26 protein-coding genes and 2 pseudogenes are annotated in these 23,589 nt (G+C 62.6%); 13 read left to right on the forward strand and 15 right to left on the reverse strand.

Annotated elements, in window-relative coordinates; genetic code table 11:
- The first annotated feature begins 94 nt into the window (after positions 1-94).
- From PDO_RS03930 to PDO_RS03940, 3 genes are all read left to right on the forward strand, one after another.
- The gene (locus PDO_RS03930; RefSeq protein WP_007598119.1) at positions 95-1,543 is read left to right on the forward strand and encodes a methyl-accepting chemotaxis protein; all 1,449 of its coding nucleotides are present in this window, start codon (positions 95-97) and stop codon (positions 1,541-1,543) included.
- 118 nt (positions 1,544-1,661) lie between these two features.
- Positions 1,662-2,009: a DUF1491 family protein gene (locus PDO_RS03935; RefSeq protein ID WP_037072596.1), complete on the forward strand. Its 348-nt coding sequence runs from the start codon at positions 1,662-1,664 to the stop codon at positions 2,007-2,009.
- 84 nt (positions 2,010-2,093) lie between these two features.
- Positions 2,094-2,564, forward strand: a complete 471-nt coding sequence (locus tag PDO_RS03940; RefSeq protein WP_037072572.1) for a nucleoside deaminase — start codon at positions 2,094-2,096, stop codon at positions 2,562-2,564.
- A gap of 66 nt (positions 2,565-2,630) precedes the next feature.
- Here the strand turns inward: PDO_RS03940 and PDO_RS03945 are convergent, their stop codons facing one another.
- The gene (locus PDO_RS03945) at positions 2,631-3,722 is read right to left on the reverse strand and encodes a DUF2336 domain-containing protein (protein WP_007598125.1); all 1,092 of its coding nucleotides are present in this window, start codon (positions 3,720-3,722) and stop codon (positions 2,631-2,633) included.
- Positions 3,723-4,110: 388 nt separating this feature from the next.
- On the opposite strand from PDO_RS03945, the gene PDO_RS28520 reads away from it, so the two are divergent.
- Positions 4,111-4,326, forward strand: coding sequence for a hypothetical protein (locus PDO_RS28520; protein WP_007598127.1), 216 nt, complete (start codon positions 4,111-4,113; stop codon positions 4,324-4,326).
- Positions 4,327-4,378: 52 nt separating this feature from the next.
- On the opposite strand, the gene PDO_RS03955 is transcribed toward PDO_RS28520, so the two are convergent.
- Positions 4,379-4,927, reverse strand: a complete 549-nt coding sequence (locus tag PDO_RS03955; RefSeq protein WP_007598129.1) for a DUF1254 domain-containing protein — start codon at positions 4,925-4,927, stop codon at positions 4,379-4,381.
- A complete protein-coding gene (locus tag PDO_RS03960) occupies positions 4,920-5,507 on the reverse strand; it encodes a DUF1214 domain-containing protein (RefSeq protein ID WP_007598131.1) in 588 nt (195 codons plus the stop codon). Before PDO_RS03960 ends, PDO_RS03955 begins: the two co-directional genes overlap by 8 nt.
- A 319-nt stretch (positions 5,508-5,826) precedes the next feature.
- Between PDO_RS03960 and PDO_RS03965 the strand changes: the two genes are divergently transcribed.
- A complete protein-coding gene (locus tag PDO_RS03965) occupies positions 5,827-6,165 on the forward strand; it encodes a DUF1236 domain-containing protein (RefSeq protein WP_007598133.1) in 339 nt (112 codons plus the stop codon).
- Between the two features lie 158 nt (positions 6,166-6,323).
- On the opposite strand, the gene PDO_RS03970 is transcribed toward PDO_RS03965, so the two are convergent.
- Entirely contained in the window at positions 6,324-6,932 is a 609-nt protein-coding gene (locus PDO_RS03970; RefSeq protein WP_007598135.1) for a DUF2026 family protein, read from the reverse strand.
- A gap of 193 nt (positions 6,933-7,125) precedes the next feature.
- Positions 7,126-7,530: a host attachment family protein gene (locus tag PDO_RS03975; RefSeq protein ID WP_007598137.1), complete on the reverse strand. Its 405-nt coding sequence runs from the start codon at positions 7,528-7,530 to the stop codon at positions 7,126-7,128.
- Positions 7,531-7,963: 433 nt separating this feature from the next.
- Here PDO_RS03975 and PDO_RS03980 point away from each other — a divergent pair.
- The 4 genes and pseudogenes from PDO_RS03980 (at position 7,964) to PDO_RS03995 (ending at position 11,213) form a co-directional block, all read left to right on the forward strand.
- A pseudogene (locus PDO_RS03980) lies at positions 7,964-9,016 on the forward strand (sensor histidine kinase).
- Between the two features lie 68 nt (positions 9,017-9,084).
- The gene (locus PDO_RS03985; RefSeq protein ID WP_007598145.1) at positions 9,085-9,453 is read left to right on the forward strand and encodes a response regulator; all 369 of its coding nucleotides are present in this window, start codon (positions 9,085-9,087) and stop codon (positions 9,451-9,453) included.
- A 157-nt stretch (positions 9,454-9,610) separates the two neighbouring features.
- Positions 9,611-10,129, forward strand: a complete 519-nt coding sequence (locus PDO_RS03990) for a hypothetical protein (protein ID WP_007598147.1) — start codon at positions 9,611-9,613, stop codon at positions 10,127-10,129.
- 178 nt (positions 10,130-10,307) lie between these two features.
- Positions 10,308-11,213, forward strand: a complete 906-nt coding sequence (locus PDO_RS03995) for an NAD-dependent epimerase/dehydratase family protein (protein WP_007598154.1) — start codon at positions 10,308-10,310, stop codon at positions 11,211-11,213.
- Positions 11,214-11,281: 68 nt separating this feature from the next.
- Here the strand turns inward: PDO_RS03995 and PDO_RS04000 are convergent, their stop codons facing one another.
- The 4 genes from PDO_RS04000 to PDO_RS04015 all read right to left on the reverse strand — a co-directional run bounded on the left by PDO_RS04000 (position 11,282) and on the right by PDO_RS04015 (position 14,053).
- Positions 11,282-11,758 carry a hypothetical protein gene (locus PDO_RS04000; RefSeq protein WP_007598157.1) on the reverse strand — a complete coding sequence of 159 codons (477 nt, stop codon included), beginning with the start codon at positions 11,756-11,758 and terminating at the stop codon, positions 11,282-11,284.
- A gap of 87 nt (positions 11,759-11,845) precedes the next feature.
- Complete coding sequence (locus PDO_RS04005; protein ID WP_007598159.1) at positions 11,846-12,574, reverse strand: hypothetical protein; 729 nt, start codon at positions 12,572-12,574, stop codon at positions 11,846-11,848.
- Between the two features lie 253 nt (positions 12,575-12,827).
- Positions 12,828-13,511 (reverse strand): hypothetical protein, encoded by a 684-nt coding sequence (locus PDO_RS04010; protein ID WP_007598161.1) that lies wholly within the window; start codon positions 13,509-13,511, stop codon positions 12,828-12,830.
- Between the two features lie 191 nt (positions 13,512-13,702).
- Entirely contained in the window at positions 13,703-14,053 is a 351-nt protein-coding gene (locus tag PDO_RS04015) for a helix-turn-helix domain-containing protein (RefSeq protein ID WP_007598164.1), read from the reverse strand.
- Between the two features lie 495 nt (positions 14,054-14,548).
- Between PDO_RS04015 and PDO_RS04020 the strand changes: the two genes are divergently transcribed.
- A complete protein-coding gene (locus tag PDO_RS04020) occupies positions 14,549-15,352 on the forward strand; it encodes a hypothetical protein (RefSeq protein WP_160167019.1) in 804 nt (267 codons plus the stop codon).
- Between the two features lie 67 nt (positions 15,353-15,419).
- On the opposite strand, the gene PDO_RS04025 is transcribed toward PDO_RS04020, so the two are convergent.
- From PDO_RS04025 to PDO_RS04035, 3 genes are all read right to left on the reverse strand, one after another.
- Positions 15,420-15,701, reverse strand: a complete 282-nt coding sequence (locus tag PDO_RS04025; protein ID WP_007598168.1) for a sunset domain-containing protein — start codon at positions 15,699-15,701, stop codon at positions 15,420-15,422.
- 443 nt (positions 15,702-16,144) lie between these two features.
- Positions 16,145-17,335 carry a GGDEF domain-containing protein gene (locus PDO_RS04030; RefSeq protein WP_244426339.1) on the reverse strand — a complete coding sequence of 397 codons (1,191 nt, stop codon included), beginning with the start codon at positions 17,333-17,335 and terminating at the stop codon, positions 16,145-16,147.
- A gap of 182 nt (positions 17,336-17,517) precedes the next feature.
- Entirely contained in the window at positions 17,518-19,674 is a 2,157-nt protein-coding gene (locus PDO_RS04035; RefSeq protein WP_007598179.1) for a transglycosylase domain-containing protein, read from the reverse strand.
- A gap of 322 nt (positions 19,675-19,996) precedes the next feature.
- On the opposite strand from PDO_RS04035, the gene PDO_RS04040 reads away from it, so the two are divergent.
- On the forward strand, positions 19,997-20,461 hold the full coding sequence (locus PDO_RS04040; protein ID WP_037072599.1) for a YcgN family cysteine cluster protein: 465 nt from the start codon (positions 19,997-19,999) through the stop codon (positions 20,459-20,461).
- Positions 20,462-20,501: 40 nt separating this feature from the next.
- On the opposite strand, the gene PDO_RS04045 is transcribed toward PDO_RS04040, so the two are convergent.
- Complete coding sequence (locus PDO_RS04045; RefSeq protein WP_007598183.1) at positions 20,502-20,900, reverse strand: RidA family protein; 399 nt, start codon at positions 20,898-20,900, stop codon at positions 20,502-20,504.
- A gap of 171 nt (positions 20,901-21,071) precedes the next feature.
- On the opposite strand from PDO_RS04045, the gene PDO_RS04050 reads away from it, so the two are divergent.
- Positions 21,072-21,662, forward strand: coding sequence for a TetR/AcrR family transcriptional regulator (locus PDO_RS04050; RefSeq protein ID WP_007598185.1), 591 nt, complete (start codon positions 21,072-21,074; stop codon positions 21,660-21,662).
- A 223-nt stretch (positions 21,663-21,885) separates the two neighbouring features.
- On the opposite strand, the gene PDO_RS04055 is transcribed toward PDO_RS04050, so the two are convergent.
- Positions 21,886-22,494: a TetR/AcrR family transcriptional regulator gene (locus PDO_RS04055; RefSeq protein ID WP_007598187.1), complete on the reverse strand. Its 609-nt coding sequence runs from the start codon at positions 22,492-22,494 to the stop codon at positions 21,886-21,888.
- 2 nt (positions 22,495-22,496) lie between these two features.
- Positions 22,497-22,961 carry a nuclear transport factor 2 family protein gene (locus PDO_RS04060; protein WP_007598189.1) on the reverse strand — a complete coding sequence of 155 codons (465 nt, stop codon included), beginning with the start codon at positions 22,959-22,961 and terminating at the stop codon, positions 22,497-22,499.
- 188 nt (positions 22,962-23,149) lie between these two features.
- Between PDO_RS04060 and PDO_RS04065 the strand changes: the two are divergent.
- Positions 23,150-23,542, forward strand: a pseudogene (locus tag PDO_RS04065) (IS5 family transposase); the annotation flags it as partial.
- Between the last annotated feature and the right edge of the window lie 47 nt (positions 23,543-23,589).

Raw genomic sequence — 23,589 nt, forward strand, 5'->3', positions numbered from 1 at the left:
CGGCGCCGGGAGTTCGACGAAAGTCGAAAACGCCCGTAAAGACCTCGTTAACCATACCATGGCCAGTATCCTTCACCGGAGGAGAGACCTGGCCATGAACGCTGTGAACGGCATGCCTCGCCATGAGGATGAATTGGCAGTCGCATCGACAGGTGTGGATGCCGAAACCTTGAAGCACATTATTGGCCGCCTGGCCGACGAGGCGTCGAGCCTGGGCATCGATATCGTCGATATCGCCGGCGCCATACAGGATGTCGCGGCAACCTCAAAGCGCCATTCCGGCACATTCGATCACGTCACCCGCACCGCGCTGTCGATTGCCGAGACCAATCGTGACGTCGCGATCTCCTTGCGCGAGACCGACGAGACCGCCGGCGAAGCCCGCCGCATGCTGAGTGAATCCGCCACCCGCCTGACCGGCGCCGTCGGCAAGATCGATCAGATGGTCGCGGCTAACGAAGAGATCGGAAGCGAGATCGGCACATTTGCGCGCTCGCTTGCAGAAGTTGACAAGGTCGCCGAGGAGATCGGCGCAATCGCCCGCCAGACCAACCTTCTCGCCCTCAATGCCGCCATCGAGGCGGCGCGAGCAGGCGAAGCCGGCAAGGGTTTTGCCGTTGTTGCCAGCGAAGTGCGCACGCTGGCATTGCAAACCTCGCAGGCCACCGGCGCCATCCAGCAGACGCTGGGCGTGATCCGCACCAAGATCAACCGTCTGACCGAGGCCGGCCAGGGCGCGAGCACCAGCGCAAGCGACGTGCGCCAGACATCGCAGGCGCTGAACGGCTCTTTCGGTGCCATGGAGCAGGTGATCACCCGTATTCTCGACGGCTCTTCCGCCATGGCGCAGACGACCGACATGGTCGACCGCCAGTGTGCCGAATTCGTCGCCACGCTGAACACCATGGCGGGCGAGGTCAAAGGTTCGGACGCGGCGCTGCAGAATGCCGCCGGCCGGGTCGACAAGGTGGTCGCACTGTCGGAAACGCTGATCCAGTTGACGGCGAGCGCCGGTATCCGTACCGCCGACAGCGAATGGATCGACACGGCAACCGCCGTCGCCGCCGACGTGTCCGCCGTCTTCCAGCGGGCGGTCGACAGTGGCCGTATCACCATGCAGGCACTGTTCGACCGCACCTATCGGCCGATCCCCGGCACCGATCCGGTGCAGATGATGACGGCCTTCACCGATTTCACCGACCAGGTCCTACCGGCGATCCTCGAACCCGTCGCCGCCACCAGCGAACGCATCGGCTTCTGCGCCCCGGTCGACGAGAATGGCTACCTGCCGACGCACAACAGGAAATTCTCCGCCCCGCAGCGTCCGGGCGACACCGTGTGGAACACCGCCAATTGCCGCAATCGCCGCATCTTCAACGACCGTGTCGGCCTAGCCGCCGGCCGCTCGACGGCGCCGTTCCTTGTCCAGACCTACCGGCGCGACATGGGTGGCGGCAATTTTGTCCTGATGAAGGACATCTCCGCCCTGATCACCGTTTCCGGCCGCCATTGGGGCGGGTTGCGACTGGCCGTCAAGGTTTAGCCCGCCATCCTGCGGTCCGGAGGTCGCCGTCATGCCGGTTGGCGCTGTCGGCACACCGGAACGCTACGCTTCGGCCACCCTGCTTCCCATCCGTGCCGACATCGCCTACACCCGTGCCATGCGCATCCGCTCCGACATCTTCGTCTCTGCTCTCACCCGCCGCGTCTTTTCCGCCGGTGGCTTTGCCGCAGTCGTGCACAAGGGTTCCGACGCCTCCGGCGCGATCTTCATCCGCCAGCGCTTTCGCGACGGGCTGGAGACGCTTTATGGTCCGGCGCCGCAGTCGATGGTGATGGTCGAGGACCGCGATGATCGCCAGTTCGAGATCCGCCTGGCGCGCGCCGAGCCGGAGGCGTTGAGCGCCCTGATCGCCCGCGAACAGCGCTTCGACAGCGATCTGTGGCTGGTGGAAATCGAGGTCGACGAGATCGGCGACTATGTGCCGCTCGCTGCTGGGCAGAGCTGAAACCTGTCTGTCCTTTCTATCCGGCCCTATGAAATCAGGCGGATTCAGGCGAGGATGAACCGCTCTAGTTTCGGGGGAACGTTGATGGAAGACCACGAGCCATATCTGCGCGAGGCGATTGCGCTGTCGAGATCGGCGATGGAACACGGCAACGAGCCGTTTGGCGCGCTGCTGGCCAGGGATGGAGAGGTCATCCTGCGCGCCGAAAATAGCGTCTTCACCGGCCACGATATGACCAACCATGCCGAGATGAACCTGATCAAGCTGGCCGCAAGGCACTACGACGCAGCCTTTCTCGCCGATTGCACAGTCTATACCAGCACCGAGCCCTGCGCGATGTGTGCCGGCGCCATCTACTGGTCGGGCGTCGGGCGCATGATTTTTGCCTGCTCGGAAGTGCAGCTTGGCGAGATCGCCGGGATCGGCCTGAATGTGCCGAGCCGGGCGATATTGCAGACCGGCGCGCGCGTCGTCACGGTGCTTGGCCCAAGTCTTGAAGAGGAAGCCGCCGACGTGCATCGGGAGTTCTGGCCGAAGCATCTCGGCAAGGCCTAGAGCCGCAAGCCGAAAACGCGGGCTCCGGAGCCGGGCGCTTGGAATCTGGTGCTTTGAACTTGGCGCCTAGCGCTTGCGCGCCCTGAGCAGCTGCCGGCCGAGTTCGTCGCCGACCGGCTTGCGCGCCGAGGCCGGCGGGCTCGGCGCAACAGCCGCCCTCGGACCGTTGCTGGCCGCGGTCACGCGCGTTTCTTCGCCATCCGTGCCGCCATCTGTACCAAATGTGTAGCTGTCGGCCCGCTGCCAGCTGTCGACGCGCGCTTCACAATCATGCGGATCGAGGCTGGAGACCAGCCGGTCGGCCCGGCTGACGCCGCCTTCGGCCCGCGCCAGATGCGGATAGATATGTTCGAGCACGAATACGGTTTCGGCCAGCGGCATCGCGACGCCGACCAGCGTCGTGGCCAGTTGCCGGCCGGAAATGTCGAGCAGGATGCGCTCGGCAAGCCAGCGGCTCGACGACAGGAGGTCGGCAAGCGTCGTGGCGAAATGGCCGCCTTCGTGGCTGCGGGCAAAGCGGATGAGCAGGGCCGCCTGCATCTGGCTGACCGTGCGCCGTCCGAGCCGGTCGTTGTCGGACGGATTGAGGTGCTGGGCAAGCCGCTTGATCTGCAGGCGCAGTTCTTCCTCGCGCGCCAGGCGCTCGTCGTCGGTCGGCGGCGGCGGAATGTCCATTTCGGTCCGGCGCACATTCGGAATGGCGTTCAGCGCCGGCATGGCGCCGGTCTCGCCGGCAGCAGCCCCCATTGCCATCCCCGTTGTCTGCACCGTCTCCCGCGCCAGTTTCCGCTCAATGTCGCGGGCCGTCTCGCTGTGGCGCAGGCCGACCAGCGCGTCGATGACGGTTGGCGACAGCCGCTCGCGCTTGACGATCGCGCGGGCATGGTCCGCCCCTTGCGTGCGGGCGATCATCACCAGCATCTCGTCGGTCAGGGCCGGCGAGGCGGCGAGGAACGGCGCGGCGATGGCGATCGGCTGGGTGGCGATGAACACGGTGATCGCCATCGGCAGGTTCGGGCTCTGCGACAACGCCGCGACCGCCTCGCGGCGGGCCTCCACCGTCGAATTGGCAAACAGCGGCTGGAACAGCTCGGCAAATTGTCGAAGCTCCGACTTGCCGGGAAAGGAAAGCGCCTGAAAACTCGTGACCGTGGCCATCAGAACAACGTCCTTTTTACGCACGCTGATGGGCTTTTCCAGCTCCCGAAACTGATCGCTCACGACAAACCCACCCCAACGCAATACAACTGTGGCTCAGTTTAGAACGAATTTGTTAGCAAGCTGTTAACTAACCTATGGCTTGATTAACAAACGCGGATGGCGCTGGACGGCGATTCGCGTACTGTTTAAGATATTAGGAATATGCGTGCCCCTGAGTAGAGTGGGCCAGATCCACGACAGAAGGGGCGCGTCAGAGAAAGGCGCAGATGACCCCGGATTGTGCGAAATCTTCCGCGACACGACCCGGATTGTGCCAGCCCTCCTAACCGGGGGCAGGGTGAAATCGATCTTTTCATCCGTCTCGACTGCTCAATGGAGACGAGGCATGGCGGAAATCATCAGGATGACGGACAGGCTCGATCTGTCGCGAACCCGTGAACAGACCGAGGGCCGCAAGGCGGAAATCCTGCTGTTCACCGGCATTCGTTACGAGCGCCGCGAAAGCGCGCAGATCCCGACCACCCGCAAGAACAAGCCGCGCGTGCCAGCATTGCCCAAGCCGCGCGAACAGGGCGTCACCTCGGACGTGATGCCGTTCTGAGAAATAGACGACTTCCTTTGCCGCCGTGCACGCTTGGCCAGCTGCGCGAAGATCACCGCCCGGTAAACGGCAGGCATTCGGCCTCGGCCAGGAATTCGCGCGCCTCCGCCTCGAAGCTCGGCTGCGCCACCATGCTGCGCAACACCGCATAACCCGTCGTGCCGCGATGTTCGACCAGGATCGTCTGGGCCAGCGCCGGGATCGGCGTCTTGCGCAATTGCGCGATCTGCACCGGCGTCGCCAGAAGCACATCGACATCGCCGGCAACAGAGGTCCGGTCGTTCATCGAGAACACCTCGTTGGAATCCTTGTCATACAGCGAGATCGACCAGAAGCTGCCGCTGCCCAGCGCCACCAGCGACAGCGGCTGTCGGCTGATGTCGAAATGGCAGACCGCGACCCGCATATAGGGATCGAGGCTCGACAGCCCCGTTGTGTCCGGCTTGACCTCGAGCCGGTGGAAGACGAAGGGCGCGCCTTCGGCCACCACCCGCGTATAGGCATCCTTGCCGGTAAAATGCGGAATGCCAAGAATGATGATGATATGCAGGAGCACCGCGCCGAAGACCCCGGTGATGACGGCGTAAAGCAGTCTACTCATTGCCGCACCCAAGCGTTTCGATCCCCGGCATGTCGAGGCCGATCAGCCCTGTCGAGCCGGCAGCCGGCGTGTCGAGCAGCGTCAGCACCAGCGAAAATGCGCCCGTATCCGGCAAAGCCAGCCAGTTGCCGGCCTTGGCCGTCGGCGAAATCGTCACCGAAAACGTGCCGTCGTGCTGGCGCAGAACGGTCTGCGAATTCAGCGACGTCGGCAGGTCGGCGCTTGCAACCAGCGGCAACCCGTCGCCGTCTGCGGCATAGAGCGTCCACAGCCGTGCCGTCGGCGTGCGCCCGGAAAGCCGGTAGGTGCAGGTGCCGGTGAGGCGCTGGCCGGCATCGTCGGCGGACGCGGTAAAGGTCAGCCCCTCGGCCGAACCGTAGAGCAGCCGCCCGGCCTTGGCCCGATGCGCCTTGGCATAGGGATCGGCCTCGGCCGTCTGGGCAGCGGGAAAGGCCGACCACACCCCGATCCGGATTGCCCCGAAGCCGACAGAGGCATTCAGCGCCGACAGCGACGACAGGATGCCGCCGCCAAACGCGATGATCAGGGTAAGCGCAATGAGCAGGGGGACACGAAACACGTCTCGTCAGATACCTTGTTCGACCTTGCCGGCGACCGCCGGACTTGGCGGCTAGCGGTATCACTGATTCGGCATCGGGAAAAGGCAAGCCGCAGATCCCGCCGCCGGCCATCCCGCCCCAGGCCCACCAGAAGCCTACCCCGAGAAGCCTTTCCAGAACCTGGCCCATCAAGCCCCGCCATCCCGTCACCGGCCGCAGCCATGCCGCGCAGCCGTTCCTAGAATCCTCCATGCCCCCCATGGAACCGATGCCGGCGCGAACCGTTGTCCAGCCAGAGAAGCAAACGCCGATACACCGCGAAACACGAGGAGAACCACCATGCGCAACAGGCTCATTCTGGCAACCGCCCTGGCCACGACGGCAACATTTCTGACGCTGTCCGGAACGGCCGGTGCCCAGGAAACCGTCATCATCCAGCAGGCCCCAGCGCCCGCGCCGCAGACCGTCGTCATCCCCGGCGAGGTCCGCACCTATGTCATGGAGCAGCAGGTCCAGTCGGTGCCTTATGAAGGCGACGTGCTGATTGGCCGCGTCATCGAGGATCCGGTCGAACTCTACCCGATCGATGGTTATGACGGCTATTCCTACACCGTCGTCAACGAACGTCGCGTCATCGTCGACCCGCAGACCCGCGCCGTCGTCCAGATCCTCGACTGACGCACACCATCCCGAGGACGATCTGCAAGGAGCCCGGCGCCGCGCGCCGGGTTTTTGCGTGCAGCGGCCGCTGGTTGCCCTTGAGATGAATGGCGTTTGAAGATCAGGACCCGCGCCGACCGGCGCTCTCCAGCTGCCAGGCTCTCCAGCTTACGGGCTCACCAGCTGCCGGAAAGCGCATTGCCCGTCAGCGGGATCTCCCGCAGCTTGCCGCGCGGATCCTTCGACGAGATCGCGCTTGCCATATGTTTCGGCGACTTGCGAAACCATTGCGCGGCCACGGTGGCGAGATCGCCGATCATCGTCTGGCCGCGCCATGCGGCAAACCGCCGGGCGCTGGCTTCGGGCTCGGACTGGTAGAAGAAATCGCCCGACTGGCTAAGCGCATTGATGTCATCCGCCATCGCTGAAAGCGGCTTCTGGAACATCTTCGACGGCAGCGACAGTTCCCGCCCGCTTTCGGAAAACGCCGGCGCCATGAAATCGATGGCAAAGCCGTCCGCCTCGACCCAGCAATGAAAATTCTCGCCGGCGCCGGTCACATGCCCGTCGTCGCGGTGATCGGCAAACAGGATCAGCGTGCCGCCAAGATTATAGGCCGCAAGCCCGCTCTTCGGGACGGCATTGACCTTGTAATGCTGCTTGAGAATGAAGGCGCCGAACGTGGCGAAATACATGCCCGCCACCGCCGGATCGGCATTTTCATTGACCAGCAGGCTGTTGATGACGCGGTAGATCCGCTGGTAGTCGCTCTGCTTGATCAACATGGGTAGCACCTACACATATGGGGGATGTTGGGGGATTTTGCGCTTTCTGTAGGCGAGGGAGGCGCGGATGTAAACGGAGGAGGGGCGAGGCCGCGGCAAACGACACAAGGCCCCACCATCGCTGGCAGGGCCTTGTATACTCATTGATCACAAAGGTCCGCGCTCGAAAGGCAAGCTTCCGAGGCTGCACCGCTTAAGCGGCCGCAAGCGCCTTTTCGATATCCTGTATCGTGTGGCCGGTCAGATCCTTGTCCAGTTCGCCGACGAGAACCTCCGACAGCGACTTGTGGTAGTTCTTGCGCATTTCGCCCAGCGTGCGCGGGGCCGCAATAATCACCAGGCTCTTGATATGGCCGTCGAGCACCTGCTTGTTCAGCATGTTGGCGACACCGACGCTGAAGCCGTCTTCCGTCTGCTGGCTGTCGTCCGGGTTGGCGGAACTGCTCGGGTGGCGGCTGCCGGAGGAGATCGTCGAACCGTCGACCTCGGCCGCCGGCATCGCCCTGAGCTTGACATTCGTCGCATTGCCCTCGTTCTGAAACAGGCTCAGCTTTTCGCCATCGGCAATGGCGACAACCGTGTTCTGCGGAAGTTGCATATCAGGTCTCCTTGGGTATGCACGCTTTATGCCACCCTTCTGGGCGACGTCATGCAGGGATGGTCCGAGGAGGTAACCTGTTGGCGGGTGATATGTTCCGGCGCGATGGCAGAAGGTGCGAACGATGCTGGGTGGCCGGCGGTCCCCTTGCACCATGAGGGTCTTCGTTAGCGGCTTTTAGATCCTGTTGCGGCCAGGAGCTCAGACTGAACGCGCAGCAACGACAACGAACTGTGCACTTTCCGTCCGAAGGCAAGTTTGCATGCGGCCTCGCGGCAAATGACCGTCTGGGAAACAATCTTATAGTAAGATGACGTATCCGCACCCCGGGCGTGCTAGGGTGTTTTTGTCGAGCTTGCCCATTGTGGCTTGTCGACCGTGTTGCCGAGCTATGACCCGCTTCGCGAGTCTCCGGCCCCAGAGGGCCATTTCCATGCCAACGACCCCGACTGTGCATTTCGAGGCAGCGAGCACGCTTGCCGTGGTGGTGTCTTCCAACGAACCGCTGCTGTTCCTGTCTGATGATCTGAAAATCATTGCCGCGAGCGCATCATTCTGCCGTGCCTTCGAGATTGACCCGGCGTCCGTTCCTGGCCGGCTGCTCAGCGAGCTCGGCCAGGGCGAATGGGGGATGCCCAAGCTCCAGTCACTTCTGATGGCGACCGCATCGGGAAGTGTAAAGGTCCAAGCTTATGAAATAGAACTCAAGCGATCGGGCCAGACACCGCGGCAACTGGTTGTCAACGCGCAAACACTTGATGACGGCGATGTCGATCGTATCCGACTGCTTGTGGCAGTGACGGATGTGACCGATGCGCGCGCGGAAACGCGACTGAAAGATAACCTCATTCGTGACAAAGCTATCCTGTTGCAGGAAGTGCAACATCGGGTCGCCAATAGTCTCCAGATTATTGCGAGCGTCCTGATGCAAAGTGCCCGCCGGGTTCAGTCGGATGAAGCGCGTGGACATCTCCACAACGCGCATCACCGGGTGATGTCGATCGCCGCGCTGCAACGCCAGCTATCCACATCCCCCGGCGGCATCGTCGAGCTGCGCGCCTATTTCAAGTAGCTTTGCCAAAGTCTCGGTGCATCGATGATTGCTGATCCCGAGCGGTTGTCGATCGACGTCACGGCCGACGACAGCGCGGTGGAGGCGGACGTTTCCGTCAGCCTGGGACTGATCGTGACCGAGCTTGTCATCAATGCCCTGAAACACGCATTTCCCGACGAGCGAAACGGGACGATCTTGGTCGACTATCAATCCTCTGGACAAGACTGGACGCTGTCGATCACCGACAACGGCATCGGCATGCCCGAGGGCAACGAAGCCCCCAAGGCCGGACTTGGCACAGGCATCGTGGAAGCGCTGGTCAAGAACCTGGAAGGCGAAATCACATTGGCCGATGCCGGTCCGGGCACCATCGTTAAAATCAGCCATCAGCAAGGCAAAGGTTCGCGAACCGATGTGTCCAAGGCCGCCTAGAAACCAAATTTCCCCGGGCGCGCATTGCGGTCGCAGCGACGGAGCTTTCTCATGATTGCGGGTAAACCATGAACAACGGCAAGGCGGTCGTCCTGATTGTCGAAGACAGTGCTCTCATCCGAATGGGTGCCATCGATCTGGTGCGGTCGGCAGGCTACGAAGCGCTCGAGGCAACCGATGCGGATGAGGCAATTCGCATTCTTGAGTCGCGAGACGACGTCGATCTTGTTTTCACCGATGTCCAGATGCCGGGCACGATGGACGGCATCAAGCTATCCCACTACATCCGGGATCGCTGGCCCCCGGTGAAGTTGATCGTCGCTTCCGGCGCTGCAATTCTTGCAGAGAGTTCGCTACCTGTAGGAAGCAGTTTCTTTCTGAAGCCCTATGACAGCCACGCAATCACAGATGCGATGGCACGCCTGCTTGCGCCGTGATTGCCGCGCGCCTGCATCGCTTGAGTTGTCGTATCTGAAAAACCAAGAGGCTTCGTCTGAGCCACCTGCTTCACGCCCCAAAAGCATCCCCCATCTTCACCCTTCCTTCGCCAATCCCTGATACACCCGGAACTCCCACACCCCAGAAGGATTTCCGATGAAGAGAATGCTCGTCCTCGCCATGGCGCTTGCCATCGCGCCCTTGCTCGCCCCGATGTTCGGCCCGATCCGCGCCGAAGCCGCCACGCTTGAATTTCCGAGCGATGCGCCGATCGCCTCGGTCACCATTCCCGATGCCTGGGAGCCGAAGGAAACCATTTCCGGCATCGAGGCGACCTCGCCCGATGCGGCGATCTATTTCTCCATCGATGTCGCCTCCGATGAAACGATGGACAAGGTGATCGACGATGCGATCAAGTTCCTGACCGACAATGGCGTGACGATCGACGAGACGACCAAGAGCGATTCCGGCGATGTCGAGATCAACGGCATGACGTTTGGCAGCATCGAGTTCGACGGCGAGGATGCCGATGGCCCGGTCGAGGTTTCGCTCGGTTTTGCCTCGCCGTCGGAAGGCAAGATGCTGGTCGTCACCTATTGGGGCACCAAGGAAACGCAGGGCGCCCACAGCAAGGACCTCGTTGCCATCCTGAAGTCGCTGAAGCCCGCCAAGTAAGGCGGCCAGTTAAGCCGGCCACCACTGAACGCGGTATCGGGGCGCGCTTGGCCGTTCCCCGATACCATCGCCTTCCGCCAGATCCCGTAACTTGAGCCCTCGCCAGAGCCGGTCTGCCGCGCTATGTCTTGCGCCGACCACGCGCAATCAGCGCAGCCACGCATTGGGAGGAACCATCATGGGCAAGCGGATCATCTTTACCGGCGGCAGCGGCAAGGCCGGGCGCCATGTCGTGCCCTATCTGACCGGCCGCGGCCATGCGGTCCTCAATCTCGACCTCACCCCCCTCGATTGCCCCGGCGTCAACACGCTGCTGACCGACCTCACCGACAGCGGCCAGGTGTTCAACGCGCTGTCCCAGCATTTCGGTTTTGACGGTTTCGAAACGGGTAACGGCCCGGCCAAGGTCGATGCGGTGGTGCATTTCGCCGCCATCCCGCGCATCCTGATGAAGCCGGACAACACGACCTTTGCGGTCAACACGGTGTCGACCTACAATGTCATCGAGGCGGCGGTGAAGCTCGGCATCCGCAAGGTGATCATCGCCTCCAGCGAGACCACCTACGGCGTCTGTTTCGCCGAAGGCGACAAGGATTACCACCAGTTCCCGCTGACCGAGGACTATGATGTCGACCCGATGGACAGCTACGGCCTGTCCAAGGTGGTCAACGAGAAGACGGCGCGCGCCTTTGCCATGCGCACCGGCGCCGATATCTATGCGCTGCGCATCGGCAATGTCATCTCGCCGGAGGATTATGCCAATTTCCCCGGATTCCTCGCCGATCCGCCGAGCCGCAAGCGCAATGCCTGGAGTTACATCGACGCCCGTGACCTCGGCCAGATCGTCGATCTCTGCGTCGAAAAAGACGGCCTCGGCTTCCAGGTGTTCAACGCCGTCAACGACACGATCACCGCCAACGAGCCGACCCGCGATTTCCTCGCCAAGTGGGCGCCCAACACCCCGATCACCGGCGAGCTGGACGGCTATGCGGCGCCTTTGTCGAACGCCAAGATCCGCGACGTCCTCGGCTTTCGCGAACAGCACGACTGGCGCGACGAACTGCCGGACGGCTCGATCGACTGAAACCGCAAACGACAAATCAGGGCTGCGCCTTGCGGCCCAGTCCTGATCACTCGTTTGCGTGGCTGCCGTTACTGGCAAGCGGTCAGGCCACCGGGATTGACGATTGCCGCGATGCCGACATGCGTAATCGTCAGGTCGTTGCGGGCCTGGAAGCAATAGACGTCATTCGCGTCGGGTGCCGCAATGACGCAGGAATTGGAGCCTGCCGGCACGACGTAATTGTTCAATCCGTTGATCGAAAACACCGTCGCGTCGCCGGCCGGATGCGGAACCGGATGTTTCGACAACACGATCGCATTCTGCGGCAGAGCGACCGCCAGCGCGGTAAACGCCGTGCAGGCGGGTGAAAACGCCATCTGCGCCGTGGCCGAGGTCGTGCATGCCGCAAGGGCAGCGGAGACGATGGCAACGGCGAGCCTTGCCCTGGATGCCGGCAGGTGGCGCCGATGGTTTGCGCCCGGCAGCATTTCCGTGCGCGTGGGCTGTGCCGGGATAGGCCTCGTCTGGATAGGCGAGGTCTGCGGGGTCATTGTCTGAATGGTCATGGCTATGTTCCTTTGATTGGTTTCTTCCATCGGGGTGAAATTTCAAGGCATTGAAGTCACGTCGAAAAATCCGGATTCTGCCTGGTTCTACGGCCCTCCTTTGGTTGAGAATGTGCCATTGGCATTGTAGGTCGCGGTGACGCTGCCAAAGCCGGTGGTGAAGTCGCAGCGCGCCGACAGGCTCTCGTCATAGGCAAGGACGTTTCCCGTCGGCTGGTAGCCGGTCTTGACGAAATAGACCGGCTGCGGCGCGCAAGCCGTCGTCATGTTGGGCGGCGGTGCGAGGAAGCTCGACAGGATGATGTGGCCGTCGCCGGTAAACACGGCCGCGCCGCAATAGAGTTCGGGAACCGGCACCGGCGTATAGGGCGGCACGTCGATGCCGAAACTGCCGTCTGCAAGGCCCGCCTGATAGGCCGGCGGCGACAGCCCGAGTGGGTCGAGCGACAGCGTGGTGCAATTGGCCGGACTTGCACCAGGATTGCCGCCAGACAATGCGATCGGCTGGGCCGCCGCTGTGCTCGACACCAGAAACCGTGTGGCAGCGCCGATCGCATCGGCAACAATCAGCGCATTGCTCGGCAGCGGCTTCGGCGCCATCGTGGTCAGCGCTCCGGCATAGACCTGGCGCTCGAACACGAAGCTGATCTGCGCGCCGCTTTGGACCGAATTGCCCAGGCTCTGGCAGCCGAGACTGCTGGCGAAGATAGAGCCGCTGGCGATCGGCGGCTGGAACGACGCCTGCTTTTGAAAGACGTGGAAATAAAGCACCGTCTGCGACAGGTTGCGCACGATGATCTCGTAGCTACTGGCCATGGTCTGCAAGGCTCCCCTGTCGTGTGATGCCTGTCGTGTGATGCCGTGTCCGGATGCTGTGAAGGTGTCAGATCCGGGATGGCCGAGGCCGAGTGCCCGGGGCCGTGTGACCGGGGCTGGCAGATGCGGATGAAGGGGGAGGCGGCTCTCCGGCCTCCATCCACATCGCCGGCCAGCTGCCAGCGCCAGCATCGGGGCCGGCGCCAGCATCGCGGCCAGCGCCAGGGCCGACATTGCGGCCGGTTGGTGCTGCCTATTGCAGCTTGACGTCCCACTTGCCGTCGGCCTTGAGCGTGACATTGGCGGTGGCATAGCCGCCGGTGAAGTCGCACAGCGCGGCATTGACGCTCGACTGGGTGAAGTTCATCACATTGCCGGGCGTATAGGTGCCGGTCTGCACGTAATATTGCAGGATCGGCTGGCAATCGGTGTTGTCGGCCGGATTGGCCTGGACGAAGTTCGACAGCACGATCCCGCCATTGACCGACACCGCCGAGCCGACATTGTAATAGGGCGGCGAGGTGAAGCTGGGCGTGGTGATGCGGAATGCGCCTTCCTGCACACCGGAAAGATTGACCGGCGGCGACAGGCCGAGCGTGGTGTTCGGCCCGACGACGGTCGCCGTCGTCGCGTCGTTCGGCTTGGCCGAAGAGCCAGCTACCGGCGCAAGGTCGATCGCCCGGCTGGCGGAGGAGAAGCCCGACGACGAGCCAACCTGCGGCGGCTGGTTCGACTGCTGGATGCCGGCATAAAATTGCAGGTTGACCTGGAAGGTCAAGATCGCGCCGCTATCGCCGAAATTGGCCAGCGACTGGGAAAACAGGCTGTTGGAATAGACCTTCCCACCGCCGGTATAGATCGCCGGTTGCTGGAAAAAGTAGAAATTCTGCGTCTGCGGCTCCAAATTCTTCACGTTGATCGTCAGCATGGTCGACATGGTCTCACCCCTTGGGTTGCGGTGTTGTAGCGTTGAAGACAGAGGGGTCCAGCACCCGATCAGCCCTTGGTGGAATGGATGTCGATGGCGTGTGGCTGTTGTGCTGAACCCTGCACACAGTCTGGTTGAGTTGGAAAATTAATCAACCGATAGCTGTTGAGTGCAGGTTGAGATTGCGGCGGAAATTGCGCTCAGCGCAAAGGCCCGGCCGGCGGGATCGCCTCGAGCAGTTCGACCAGCAGCCGGCGAATCCGCGCCGGCCGCGCCCGCAGTCCGACGATCCAGCCGATCTCCGCCGGTGATACCGAATTGTCCCGGTGCCAGTCGATCGTGCCGCGCCCGAGCAGCAGCCAGTCGAGCGAGACATCGAGCAGCTCGGCCAGCGCGCAGGCGCTTTCCAGCGACAGATGGCCGCCATTCTGCCAGCGTGACACCGCCGCTGCCGAGACGTCGAGCTCGGCCGCCAGCGCCAGCGTCTTGTGAATATGCCGCTGCAAGATCGCGTCGCGCACGCGCCTGCCGCGCGCCGGGTCATGGGACATTGCGGTTTCTCCCGAGGATTGCTCCCCTGAAGGATAAGCAACTAATGGATGTTATCAATTCCAAGTACATCATCTTAAAGTTGTACTTGATTGCGGCCGGATGCCGACCTGCTCGAAAACCCCGAATCCCCCGCCAACCGGCGATTGCCCCTAACCAGCCTCCCTGCGCCGGCATCCAGCCCTCCGTTCCCGGGCTGCACCCTCAGCCTCTGGAGATATCTGACCTGTGGTCACCCGTGCTCATGTCTTGAGAATCATCTCCGCCGCTGCCAGTGTTGCGCCCGACTGCAGCGCCTGTCGGCCCGAGCAGTGAGGCCGTAGCCATCCGGTGGTGGCGACTGGCGGCTCACCCGACTACGGCCGACGAACCGCCCGATCGCCGGCACTGCCGGACAGCCATGACTGCCGGACCACCACGACTACAGGACCACCGGACTGCAGCGCTGCCCGGAACGCCCAGATTGCCCAGATTGCCCGGAATGCCAGACTGCCAGAATGCACAGAACGAAAGGCCCGACCGCCATGCACTTCCTCCGCGCGACGCCAATCCTGGGCGCCCTGCTTGCCCAGGCGCTGGCGGCGCTTGTGGTCGCCGGCCTTCTCCAGGCGCTGATGCCGCAGCTGACCGGCCGGTTCGGCATCGATAAGATCATCTGGGGCGCGCTGGTTGTGCAGGCGCTGCTGTCCGCCGGCCTGACCCGGGCGCTCGGCCTTGCCGTCTGGTGGCACTGGATCGCGCTCGCCTTTCCCTTCGCCGTGGCGCTGGCGCTCGCTGCCGGTTCCCTGCCGGCATGGCCCTTCGGCCTGGCTTTCCTGCTGCTCTACCTGTTCTTTTCCAACACCGCGCGCGAGCGCGTGCCGCTTTATCTGACCAACCGCGCGACGATCGAGGCGCTGCGCCGGCTGATGGCCGAGCGCGGCGCGACCCGCTTCATCGATCTCGGCTCGGGCCTTGGCGGCGTGGTGCGCGGCCTTGCCGGCAAGGGTCGCAACGCCGAAGGCTACGAGACCGCGCCAATGGCCTTTCTCATCTCCGCCATCCTGTCGAAGCTGACCGGCCGCGGCACCATCCACCGCCGCGACATCTGGTCGGCCGATATTTCGAGTGCTGACATCGTATATGTCTTCCTCTCGCCCGAACCGATGCCGGCGATCCATGACAAGGCGAGGCGCGAGATGAAGCCCGGCAGCCTGCTGGTCTCCAATAGCTTCGCCATCCCCGGCCTCGACGCCGACGAGATCTGGGACCTGTCCGACCGCCGCAAGACAAGGCTGTATCTGTATGGGATGAAGGGGTGAGCGGGGGAGTGGCGAGAAAAGGGCTGACATTGCCGCGCCTGGAAAGTGCAGCGGTCATCAAGTCCGGTCAGTAACTGGCCTTTCGCCATCCGGCCGTGCGCGCCTCGGTCTCGGTGCAGAACCAGCGCTCGCCGCGATGCGGTAAAACCCGGGATTCGGCGTACCAGTACTGGCCCGGCACATGATAGATGCGTTCGCCGCTGGCAACGCTGATATTGCCTTTGATCTTGCATGCCGGGTTGAGCGCGTTCGGCAGCGAGCCGGCCACCGGTCGCGGCAGATACTCATGCCCACCGGCGCCGAAGAAGGCAACGACTGTGCTGATCATGACAAGCGTTGGAAACTTCATGTTCCACCCCCGAACCACAGGCCTGGGACTGTAACAAGCGGCGTCTTTCATTCCAGTAAAAGAAGTTACTAAAATACGATATGTCTGGCGCGTCGATCCTCGACGCCGTCGGCTGGTTCTGTCAGCGCGGGCGGCTTCCGGCCATGCCGCAGCCCCATGGCCGTGCCATACCCCCCTCGGTGCTGCCGGACATCTCCCCCTCAAGGGGGGGGGAGATCACCCGCCGCCGATTGCATACGCCACACTGGTGGATCCCAGGGCCACTTGGAGGGCCATATTGTGCAAAAGGACAGCCTCGCGCTGATCTCCCCCGTGTGCGGGAGATGCCCGGCAGGGCAGAGGGGGTACGCCCGGCACCGATCACCAGGAGGAACGCAGGTGCCATCACGCCCGCCGGCCTTGCCGCCTGGCCGTTGGCTCAGGCAAAACCGTGATGCCGGCCTTCACGCCACATCCTGCGCCACCTGTTGCCGTTCGTTGATCCGCCAGCCGTTGCGGCCATCGGCCTTTGCCGCATAGACGGCCTGGTCTGCGGCGTCGACGAGGGACTGGAAATCGTCGTCATTCAGGATAGTGCCGGTCGCGGCACCGACGCTGACGGTGACATGCCGGTTGCGGTCGCGGGTGAACTCGTGGGCAATGCCGAGCTGGCGCACCGAGCGGCGCACGGCTTCGGCGAAATGCCCCGCCTTGTCGGCATCGGTGGCCGGCAGGATGGCGAGAAACTCCTCCCCGCCCTGGCGCGCCAGATGCGCGTCGAGCGGCAGGGCCCGGCGCATGGCGCGCGCCACCCGTTTCAGACAGTCGTCGCCGGCACCATGGCCATAGCCGTCGTTGAACGCCTTGAAATGATCGACGTCGATGATCAGCACGACCGCGTTTTCCATCGCCTGAGGCATTTCCAGCCTAAGTCGCGAAAGCTCGCCATCGGTGCCGCGCCGGTTCGACAGCCGGGTCAGTGGATCGGTCACGGACAGCCGGGCCAGATCCTTGTTCTGCCGCGACAATTCCCGCTTCAGCACCTCGTTTTCCTGGCTCTGCAGGAAGTTGGCGATCGCCTCGCTTTCGAGCTGGTAGCTGACCAGAAGCGTCATGCCGACCGTCGGCAGATAGACCGCCAGATGCTGCAGCACGTAAAACCCGCTGCTGCCTTCGAGGAACCAGATGACGGAATAGTTGAGCACGAAGATCAGCAGGCTGGCGATCAGGCTGGGGCGAAACGGCGAGGCGGCGGCAATGGTCACGACCATCTGGAACGAAGCGGCGGCATAGAAATAGCTGAGCACCGCCGGGTTGCGGCTCGAGACCAGGATCAGACACCAGCAGACATTGCCGAGGATGGCGACACCAAGGGCGGCATGTTCCTTGTTAACGATCGGATGATCGCCGGAGACATAGCGCACCAGCACCAGCGCCACCGGCAGCACTACGCCGAAGCGCAGGCTGATCGCCAGCAGAGTCACATCGCCGAGCAGCAGGATGTCGAGCAGGATGCAGGCGAGATAGAAGCCGCAGACGCCGATCACCGAGCTGAGCAGCAGCCGGGTCCGCGCCGATGTGCGCAGTGAAAGAAATGCGTTCTGCTGGTCCGCCGTCATGCGAAGTCGCGGGAACAAGGTCGACCATCTCGTCATGGATGTACAATCACCGAAAGAAAATGCGTTGATCAAATCTGGCAAAATTCTTAGCCCAGCCGATTTAAGCATGGGTGAAGGATGTGTGCCGATGCGGGAAACCCGCCACGATCGCTTCGACTATGATTAATGGCACCCTAAAAATGGGGTGGCGCAGCTTTAGGGGATGCGACCCTTCTGTGTCAATTCAGGATGGATGCGCTCTGCGCCGGGCCGAGCGGCGCCGCCAGCCGCAGTTTCGCCGCAATATCGCGAATCAGCCGGGTTGATTGCGAAGACAGCGAGCGTGGCCGCACCATCGGCGGCAGCGCCGTCGGGTCGTCGGCTGGCTTGGCTTCCGCCACGGTCTTGGCCGCATCCGGGCCGGGCAGGGGGTTTTCAATGCCGGGGATCGGCTTCAGGTCGATGCCCTGATGTGCATAATCCATCAGCTTCTTGAAGGTCATCGCCGGCAGCGAGCCGCCGGTCATGTTGTTGGTCGAGGTATAGTCATCATTGCCGAACCAGACGGCGCCCGTGTAGTTGCCGGTATAGCCGACAAACCAGGCATCGCGGTAGGCCTGGGTCGTGCCGGTCTTGCCGGCCGTGACGATGCCGTGATCGAGCGCTGCCCGCCGCGCGGTGCCGATATAGGGGATCTTGGTCATCATCTGGTTCATGTAGGCGGCCGCCTGCGCCGTCAGGATGCGGTCGGCCGGCTTTTCGTCGCGGTCGAAATCATAGAGCACCTCGCCCTGGTAGTTCATGATCTGCGCGATGCCGTGCCGGCGCGACTGGTAGCCGCCGGCCGGCAGTACGGCATAGGCCGTTGCCTGGTCCATCACGGTCACTTCCGTCGTGCCGAGCGGAATGGTCACGTCCTTGCGCAGAGGCGTTTCCACGCCCATCGCCTTTGCCGTCTGCATGATCGCGTCGATGCCGAGCTTTTCCTTGGCCAGCCGCACGGGGATGGTGTTGATCGATTTCGCCAGCGCCGTCTCGATGGTAATGCGGCCAGCATAGCTGTTGCCGTAGTTGTGCGGGCTCCAGTTGCCCCAGGAGATCGGCCCGTCGGTGACCATGGTCGAGGGCGTGTAGCCATTCTCCATCGCCAGCGCATAGGTATAGATCTTGAACGACGAGCCCGGCTGGCGCAGCGCCCGGGTCGCCCTGTTGAACTGGCTTTCGCCATAGTCGCGCCCGCCGACCATGGCGCGCACGGCGCCACCGCTTTCCAGCATCACCAGCGCGCCCTGGCGGACATTGTAGCTCTCGCCATATTCGCGCAGCGACGAGGCGACGGCCTCGTCGGCCGCCTGCTGCAGGCCGGTATCGATCGTGGTGCGCACGACCAGTGTATGATCCTTGAAGCGCGCCGCGATCCGCTGCACCTCCTCGAAGGCCCAGTCGAGGAAATAGTCGGGCGCTTCCGCCTCGTCGCGATCGACCACGGTTGCCGGATTGCGCCGGGCCGAGACCACCTGGCCCTCGCTCATCAGCCCGCCCTGCACCATGTTGGTCAGAACGTCATTGGCGCGTGCGCGCGCCGCCGGCAGGTTGACATGCGGGGCATATTTTGCCGGCGCCTTGAACAGGCCGGCGAGCATCGCCGCTTCCGCAAGCGTCACCTCGGTGATGCTCTTGCCGAAGTAGAATTGCGAGGCGGCCGCTGCCCCGAACGTGCCGCCGCCCATATAGGCGCGGTCGAGATAGAGCGACAGGATTTCCTTCTTCGACAGGTTGGCTTCCAGCCATACCGCCAGGAAGGCTTCCTTGATCTTGCGCTCGATCGACCGTTCATTGGTCAAAAACAGGTTCTTCGCCAGCTGCTGGGTCAGCGTCGAGCCGCCCTGCACGACCGTGCCGGCCTTGGCGTTTTCGGTCATGGCGCGGGCAAGGCCGAGAAAATCGATGCCGAAATGCTCGAAGAAGCGCCGGTCCTCGGTCGCCAGCACCGCCTTGATCAGGTGATCGGGCAGGTCGTCGATCGGCACGAGGTTTTCATGGATGATGCCGCGATGGCCGATCGTATTGCCGTAGCGGTCGAGAAAGGTGACGGCGAAATTGTCGTGGTTGCGCCAGTCCTTCTTGGTTTCCTCGAGTGCCGGCTGGGCCAGCGTTAGCAGCACGACCATGCCGGCCGTGCCGAGCGTCATCGCCTCGCCGGCGATCTCGAAGCCGAGCTTTTTCAGGCCGCGCACCCGGAAGCGGCGGAAGAAGATGGTGATCTCTTCCCAGATCTCGACCAGGTCATAGCCGGCATTCCACAGCGTCGAGTCGAGCCAGCTGTCGATCCGCAGGAAGAAATGCCGCTTCAGGCGGGGTTTTTGTCCCGGTTCTGGCGTGTGGTCCTCGGTCACCTTGGTCTTGCCTTTTTCCTCAGCCTATATCAGGCAGATCGCATTGTCGCAGCCATCACCCGCCGGATCCCCGTCGGACCCACAAGTCCGCCCCACGCCGGATTCGAGCGCGCTGCCGTGCCGGCCGGGTCCAAATCCCTTGACGCGAAGGCCTTAACGGGTCAGGACCGGGGCGAGCCACGGGCAAATCGGCCTTTGCTGATTGATGGTCGATTTGGCCGCAAAGAACAAGAAGAATTGCATCCCGGACATTCACGCCTGCATGAGTGCAGGCATCAGAACCGGCATGACAACAGGCACGAGAGCGAGCATGGCAGACGGTATGACCGAGACCCCTTACTGGAAGACCAAGCGCCTGGTCGAGATGAGCCTGACCGAATGGGAAGCGCTGTGCGATGGCTGTGGTCTCTGTTGTCTCAACAAGCTGGAGGACTGGGACACCGGCGAGGTGGTCTTCACCTCCGTCGCCTGTACCCTGCTCGACGGCAATACCTGTCAGTGCAAAGACTATCCCCACCGCCAGACGATCGTGCCCGACTGCATCCAGCTCACCCCCGACCAGGTCGATACCATCGCCTGGCTGCCGCCGACCTGCGGCTACCGCCTCGTGCATGAAGGCCGCGACCTCTACTGGTGGCATCCGCTGGTCTCCGGCGACCCCGACACCGTGCACCAGGCCGGCATTTCGGCCCGCGGCCGCACCATCTCGGAGGACGATGTCGATGTCGAGGATTTCGAGGATTTCGTCGTCTACTGGCCGCTGACCGTGGGCGAAGGGGTGGAGTAGGGGGAGCTGGTCCGCCCCCTCGGTAGCGCTGCCCGCCGACTCAGTCTGCCTTCGCAAACCGTGCGATCACCTTGATCTCGAAGTCGAAACCGGCAAGCCAGGTGACGCCGAGGGCGGTCCAGTTCGGGTAGGGTGCCTCAGGAAAGATGCGGTTTTTCACCGCCATGATCGTCTCGAACTGGTTTTGCGGATCGGTGTGGAACGTCTGAACATCGACGATGTCGTCGAAGCCGCAGCCGGCGGCCTTCAGCACGGCCTCGAGATTGGCGAAGGCCAGCTCCACCTGTTTCCGGAAATCCGGTTCTGCTGTGCCATCCTCGAGGCTGCCGACCTGGCCGGAGACGAACAGGAAGTCGCCTGAGCGAATGGCGGCCGAATAGCCATGGGCTTCATAGAGTGCGTGCCGGTTCGCGGGGAAAACTGCGTCGCGTTTGCTCATTGTAGGTTCCTTTGCTGATTGCAGGTGTCGATGCGCCGCAGGGCGACGATCGAGTGTGGATGCTTCCCGTCATCGGTGGGAGGTGATATACGATCCGTATGTGAAATTGATATTCGCATGCGGACCGTATGTCAAATTCAAATACGAAACGTATGTGAGAGAGGAAGCGCCATGGCTGCCAAGCGTATTGAAAAGATGGAGGAAAATCGCGCCCGGCTGATCGCCGCCGCGCGCCGGGCTTTTGCGGCTAAAGGCTATGCGGCGGCGTCCATGGATGAATTGACCGCCGAGGTCGGCCTGACACGCGGCGCGCTCTACCACAATTTCGGCGACAAGCGCGGCCTGCTGGCCGCCGTCGTTCACCAGATCGACAGCCAGATGGCGGCGCATGCCAAGGCGGTCGGCGCAGCGCACGCAGACGGCTGGCAGGCGCTTCTGGCCGAGGGGGTCGCCTATATCGAGATGGCGCTGGACCCGGAGATACAACGCATCGTCCTGCTCGACGGCCCCGCCGTCCTCGGCGACCCTTCGCGGTGGCCGAGCCAGGACAGCTGTCTCGTTGCAACCCGGCAGGCCATCACGGACCTGCTGGCGCAAGGTGTCCTGAAGCCGGTGGATGCCGAGGCCGCGGCGCGGCTGGTCAGCGGTGCTGCCCTCAACGCCGCACTGTGGATCGCCGCTAGCGAGCGCCCGCGCGATGTCCTGCCCAAGGCCATCGAGGCGTTTCGCGCCCTGGCGTCGGGACTGTTGAAGGAGGCGTGAATATTGACCGTGAGCCCGATCACTTGAGTATCGGAAGTCACATTCATTGTTTTAAACTTTATTGCTTGATGTACCAGGCTCTGTTGACCAAGATTTGTCCCGTCTCCCTGCGGACGCTTTGCAGAGACCTGTGCCGCTGACCGTTCGTGGAGTGGCAAGAATGCCCGAACTCCTGCCGCTCCGCGCTGTGTTGATATCACCGCTGATCCCAGACAAGCCGACCTTAATTTTGCGGTGAATCGTCGGTTGTGCCTTCGTTGTCAGAGGTATCGTTTTCGATCACCAATCGTATCCGGAGTTGGTCGATAGCCCGTTGAAAAACGGCCGGATCGTCCATTGCCCGGGAAAGAACAATTGCCCCTTGAATAGCAAGAACGGCCTCTTCCGCGAGGATGCGCGATTGCTCACTGCTGCGGCCCTGCCGAACAAGCGCTGACTGCAACGCGTCTACCCAGGCGACAAAATAGCCTCGGATGGCCTGCGCGAAGAGGTCACGCGTATTGGCGACTGCCAAAGCACCGACGAGGCACACGCGCCTGCCGGACCTGAAATACTGGTCCGTCGAGGCGAGCATGGCACGGATGGCGCCATTGACATCGCTCTCGTTCCGCAACGGGGAATATACGGCATCCTCGAACCATTGGCCGATTTCGTCGAGAACAGCCCGCACCATCTCTTCCTTTCCGTTCGGGAAGAAATGGTAGAGGCTGCCCTTGCCGAGACCGGTAGCCTTGCCGATCAAGGCAAGGCTTGCGCCTTCATAGCCATGTTCGCGGAAAACTTCAGCCAACGGGGCTATGACGTCGGCTTTTTCAGCGACCATGCGGGCCATGACTAGAGGCCCAGATCGCTGAGGCTGGCGTGATCATCCGGCCGACGGCCAAGAGGCCAGTGGAACAAACGATCGCTTTCAGCAATCGGCATTTCATTGATGCTCGCGTGCCTGTGCGCCATCAGACCGTCCTCCGCGAATTCCCAGTTCTCGTTACCATAGGCGCGATACCAGCGGCCGCCATCGTCGCGATATTCATACGCGTAACGTACCGCGATGCGGTTACCGGTAAAAGCCCAAAGCTCCTTTATCAGGCGGTATTCGTGCTCTTTGTTCCACTTACGTGTCAGAAATGCCTGAGCTTCTTCGCGATTGCTCGCGAACTCGACGCGGTTCCGCCAGCGGGTGTCGAGCGTATAGGCCAGAGCAACTTTCGCTGCGTCTCTCGTGTTCCAGCCGTCTTCGGCCAACCGAACCTTTTCGACGGCGGTTTCGCGGGTGAAAGGGGGGAGTGGGGGACGTGACATCTTCAGTTCCTTGTCAAGTTGAGCCGTTGTACTGATTGGTAATATCTTTACCGATCGGTACAATCGCGAGTGAACATGTGCTTGTCAAGTGGCATTTCCGTCTGGCTGTTTGAGATCGATTTGGAGTGGCGCGCGGTAGCCTCGTTGGCGGCGGCTGCCGACCAGGCCGGAGTGTTCTCACTGGCTGCGGGCGCTACAGGGTGACTTATCAGGAGGCCTTTGGTCGATCACGCGGCGGCTTTACGACAAGAATCCACGCCCGAGCACACGGTCAGGGACGCCCTCTCGGCTTCGTCCTGACGGGCAGGGAAGCTTCGGACGACAACGCCGTTCCGGGCATGCTGGAGATACCGGTCAGCAAGCCGAGGCTATTCCTTGCCGACAAAGGCTACGGCGGTGAGTTCTTGCGTGAAGAACTCCTGCTCCACGGGATCAGACCGGTCATTCTGCCGAAGGCAAACCGGAAGACCCCGCCCGCCGAGGACTACCGGGCCCACAAGCACCGAAACCGCATTGAGCGGATATTCAATCGCCTCAAGCAGTTCCGTCGCGTTGCGACCCGATACGACAAGACACGAAAAATCCCCTTCGACCCCTTGACCCTCCCATGATGGGAAGGTCCATGTAG

Source organism: Rhizobium sp. PDO1-076, assembly GCF_000247475.1.
Classification (GTDB): Bacteria; Pseudomonadota; Alphaproteobacteria; order Rhizobiales; family Rhizobiaceae; genus Allorhizobium.